Below are 3,299 nucleotides of genomic sequence, written 5' to 3'. Positions count from 1 at the left end.
GCGTACGCCTGGACGCCTCGCAAGCCGCATGACTACTCTTCGCCATACCCGCCTGTCCGGCCTCGAGCCGCTGATCCTCACGCCCGACCTCAATTTCATCAACGTCGGCGAGCGCACCAACGTCACCGGTTCGGCGCAGTTCCGCAAACTCATCAAGGAAGGCCGCTACGAAGAGGCGGTGGATGTCGCGCGCCAGCAGGTAGAGAGTGGCGCGCAGATCATTGACATCAACATGGACGAGGGCCTGATCGATTCCGAAGCGGCGATGACGCGCTTCGTCAACCTGATCTCCTCCGAGCCGGACATCGCGCGCGTGCCGATCATGGTCGACTCCTCCAAGTGGAGCGTGATCGAAGCCGGCCTGCGTTGCATGCAGGGCAAGGGCATCGTCAACTCCATTTCCATGAAGGAAGGCGAGGCCCTGTTCCTGCAGCACGCGCGCAAGGTGCGCCAGTACGGTGCCGCCGTGGTCGTGATGGCCTTCGATGAAGTGGGCCAGGCGGATACGAAGGAGCGCAAGATCGAGATCTGCTCGCGCGCCTATGAGCTCCTGGTCAACGAGGCGGATTTCCCCCCCGAAGACATCATCTTCGACCCGAATATCTTCGCCATCGCGACGGGTATCGAGGAACACAACAACTACGCCGTGGACTTCATCGAAGCCACCCGCGAGCTCAAGAAGCGTTTCCCGTCGTCGCATATTTCCGGCGGYGTCTCCAACGTCTCGTTCTCGTTCCGCGGCAACAATCCCGTGCGCGAAGCGATCCACTCCGTGTTCCTCTACCACGCGATCGCCGCGGGCATGGACATGGGCATCGTCAATGCCGGTGGCCTCTCGATCTACGACGATCTTCCCGAGGAACTGCGCGAGCGCGTCGAGGACGTGGTGCTCAACCGCCGCGCCGACGGCACGGAGCGGCTCCTCGATATCGCCGACAAGTACAAGGGCGGCAAGGCTGAGGTCGCTGTCGAGACGGCGGCCTGGCGCGAAAAGCCGGTGATCGATCGCCTGAGCCATGCGCTGGTACACGGCATCGACCAGTTCGTCGTCGAAGATACCGAAGAACTGCGACTGATCTCCACGCGTCCGCTCGACGTGATCGAAGGCCCGTTGATGTCCGGCATGAACATCGTCGGCGACCTCTTCGGCGCCGGCAAGATGTTCCTGCCGCAGGTGGTGAAGTCCGCGCGCGTCATGAAGAAAGCCGTGGCTCACCTGATTCCCTTCATCGAGGAAGAAAAGCGGATCTCCGGTGACAGCGCGAAGAACAACGGCAAGATCGTGCTGGCTACCGTCAAGGGTGACGTCCACGACATCGGCAAGAACATCGTCGGCGTGGTGCTCCAGTGCAACAACTTCGAGGTGTTCGACCTCGGTGTCATGGTGCCGACGCAGAAGATCCTCGACACCGCGCGCGAAGTCGGTGCCGACATCATCGGCCTCTCCGGTCTCATTACGCCGTCACTAGAAGAGATGAGCCAGGTGGCGCGTGAGATGCAGCGCCAGAACTTCCACGTGCCGTTGATGATCGGCGGTGCGACGACGTCGCGCGCGCATACCGCGCTGCGCATCGAGCCGCACTACAAGTCGCCCACCGTGTGGGTGAAGGACGCTTCGCGCGCCGTCGGCGTGGCGCAGTCGCTGGTCAGCAAGGATCTGGTCGAGGAGTTCATGATCAAGGTCCGCGCCGACTATGCCGAAGTGCGCGAGCGCCATAAGGGCCGCGGCACAGGCAAGCAGCTGGTGACGCTGGCCAAGGCCCGCGCTCAGCGCTTCGTCGGCGACTGGCAGGCCTATGTACCGCCGACACCGAAGACGCCCGGCATCACCGCGTTCGACGACTACGATCTCGCCGAACTGCGCACCTATATCGATTGGTCGCCGTTCTTCAACGCCTGGGAGCTGGCGGGCAAGTTTCCGGCCATCCTCACTGATGACGTGGTTGGCGCGCAGGCTACCGAGCTCTACAACGACGCCCAGGCCATGCTCGACAAGCTCATTGCCGAGAAGTGGCTGACCGCGAAGGGCGTGATCGGCTTCTGGCCGGCCGCGCAGAGCGGCGACGATATCGAGGTCTACACCGAGACGGGAACGACGAAGCGCAAGCCCGTGGCGACGCTTCGACACCTGCGCCAGCAGGTGGACAAGCCTGTGGAACGTCCGGACTTCTGTCTGTCGGATTTCGTCGCGCCGAAGGACAGTGGAGTGCAGGACTGGATCGGCGGCTTCGCCGTCACCGCCGGCATCGGCATCGACGAGCACGTGGCCCGCTTCGAGGCCGGCCACGACGATTACTCATCCATCCTGCTCAAGGCACTCGCCGACCGCCTCGCCGAAGCCTTCGCCGAGCGCCTGCACGAACGCGTGCGCAAGGAGTTCTGGGGCTATCAACCGGACGAAGCGCTCGACAACGACACGCTGATCGCCGAGGGCTATCGCGGCATTCGTCCTGCCCCGGGTTACCCGGCCTGTCCCGAGCACACCGAGAAAGGCACGCTGTTCGAACTGCTGGATGCGACGGCGCACACCACGGTGCAACTGACCGACAGCTTCGCCATGTATCCCACGGCGGCAGTATCGGGCTGGTACTTCTCGCACCCGGACAGTCAGTACTTCGTGGTCGGCCGTCTTGGCCGGGAACAGGTCGAGGACTATGCCAAGCGCAAGGGCTGGGACCGGACCGAGGCCGAGCGCTGGCTGGCACCCTATCTGGACTACGACCCGGACTGACGAGGTCCCGGGTCGATCACGTCTCTTCGGGACCGCCGGGCTTGATCTCTTCCTCGGCGTTGCGATGCTTCAGGTGGGCGAAGACGTTGTAGAACGACACGATCATCGGAAAGGCCGTCTGGATGATGCCCACCGAGTCGTTCTTGCCCCAGATGAAGTACGCCAGCGTGAGCACGCTGCCGCTGATCGACAGGTACCAGAACGACATCGGCACCGTGACCTTCTTGTTCTTCTTCGTGGCGTAGAACTGGACGAACCAGCGCGCCGTGAACAATAACGTGCCGACCAGGCCGATGATCTTCCACGGGGTCAGGACCAACAGGTGAAGGTTCGCAAGGGCTTCGTGCATGGCGGTATCCGGTGAGTCAGCCGGCGCATTGTACTGGTGGGACCTTGCCTGGACCTTAAAAACGAAAACCCGGCTTTAGGCCGGGCTTTGTTCAAACATTGGTGGGCGGTACAAGGATCGAACTTGTGACACCTGCCGTGTGAAGGCAGTGCTCTACCGCTGAGCTAACCGCCCATCGAGCGCGGAATTTTAAGGTGGAAGGCCGCTCCCGTCAATGCC

Annotated in this window: 2 protein-coding genes and 1 tRNA gene; 1 reads left to right on the top strand and 2 read right to left on the bottom strand. The window is 62.6% G+C overall.

The genetic code is table 11. The annotated features are described in order from the left end of the window. Positions 1-28: 28 nt before the first annotated feature. On the top strand, positions 29-2,731 hold the full coding sequence (gene metH / locus AC1DT2_RS18725) for a methionine synthase (protein WP_477297981.1): 2,703 nt from the start codon (positions 29-31) through the stop codon (positions 2,729-2,731). A 16-nt stretch (positions 2,732-2,747) separates the two neighbouring features. Here metH and AC1DT2_RS18720 read toward each other — a convergent pair whose 3' ends face one another. Both AC1DT2_RS18720 and AC1DT2_RS18715 read right to left on the bottom strand, forming a co-directional pair. Next, positions 2,748-3,080 (bottom strand): lipid-A-disaccharide synthase N-terminal domain-containing protein, encoded by a 333-nt coding sequence (locus AC1DT2_RS18720; RefSeq protein WP_477297980.1) that lies wholly within the window; start codon positions 3,078-3,080, stop codon positions 2,748-2,750. A 99-nt stretch (positions 3,081-3,179) separates the two neighbouring features. Continuing rightward, positions 3,180-3,254, bottom strand: a tRNA-Val gene (locus AC1DT2_RS18715). Between the last annotated feature and the right edge of the window lie 45 nt (positions 3,255-3,299).

The organism is Luteibacter sp. P4_E6, assembly GCF_056401535.1.
Note: the sequence above shows the minus strand (reverse complement) of the source record. Positions and strands in the feature narration are given on the sequence as shown.

Bases quoted from the DNA above. Each gene is read 5' to 3' on its own strand.
- AC1DT2_RS18720 (WP_477297980.1), bottom strand. From the start codon at position 3,080: ATGCACGAAGCCCTTGCGAACCTTCACCTGTTGGTCCTGACCCCGTGG.